Source organism: Microcoleus sp. POL10_C6, from assembly GCF_036701585.1.
GTDB lineage: Bacteria > Cyanobacteriota > Cyanobacteriia > Cyanobacteriales > Microcoleaceae > Microcoleus.
This window is the reverse complement of sequence record NZ_JAUBRB010000150.1, coordinates 1-1,056: the sequence shown is the minus strand read 5'-3', so window position 1 is coordinate 1,056 and position 1,056 is coordinate 1. Positions and strand designations below refer to the sequence as shown.

Sequence of the window (1,056 nt, the reverse complement as noted above, 5' to 3'; positions counted from 1 at the left end):
TTACTTGATGATCTTGGCCACGACGCCGGCGCCGACGGTGCGGCCGCCTTCGCGGATCGCGAAGCGCAGGCCTTCGTCCATCGCAACGGGGGCGATCAGCGTCACCACCATCTTGATGTTGTCACCCGGCATCACCATCTCGACGCCTTCCGGCAGCTCGATGGAACCCGTCACGTCCGTCGTGCGGAAGTAGAACTGCGGGCGGTAGCCCTTGAAGAACGGCGTGTGACGACCGCCCTCTTCCTTCGACAGCACATACACTTCCGACTCGAACGTCGTGTGCGGCTTGATCGAGCCCGGCTTCGCCAGGACCTGACCGCGCTCCACGTCGTCACGCTTCGTGCCGCGCAGCAGCAGACCGGCGTTGTCGCCCGCCTGGCCCTGGTCCAGCAGCTTGCGGAACATCTCGATGCCCGTGACCGTCGTCTTCTGCGTGTCGCGGATGCCGACGATCTCGATTTCCTCGCCGACCTTGATGATGCCGCGCTCGATGCGGCCCGTCACCACCGTGCCGCGACCCGAGATCGAGAACACGTCTTCCACCGGCATCAGGAACGGACGGTCCACGTCACGCTGCGGCTCCGGGATGAACGTGTCCAGCGCCTCGACCAGCTTCAGGATCGCCGGGACGCCGATCTCCGACTGGTCGCCTTCCAGCGCCAGACGGGCCGAGCCCTTGATGATCGGCGTGTCGTCGCCCGGGAAGTCGTACTTCGACAGCAGCTCGCGAACTTCCATCTCGACCAGGTCGAGCAGCTCGGCGTCATCCACCATGTCCGCCTTGTTCAGGAAGACCACGATGTACGGCACGCCGACCTGGCGCGACAGCAGGATGTGCTCGCGCGTCTGCGGCATCGGGCCGTCAGCGGCCGAGCACACCAGGATCGCGCCGTCCATCTGCGCCGCACCCGTGATCATGTTCTTCACGTAGTCCGCGTGGCCCGGGCAGTCGACGTGCGCGTAGTGGCGCGTCGGCGACTCGTATTCCACGTGCGCGGTCGAAATCGTGATGCCGCGAGCCTTCTCTTCCGGCGCCGCGTCAATCTGGTCGTACGC

1 protein-coding gene is annotated in these 1,056 nt (G+C 65.6%); it reads right to left on the bottom strand.

All coding sequences use genetic code 11. The annotated features are described in order from the left end of the window. Positions 1–1,056: elongation factor Tu (gene tuf / locus QUA34_RS30080; protein ID WP_333391174.1), on the bottom strand; the 1,056-nt coding region annotated here is incomplete at its 5' end.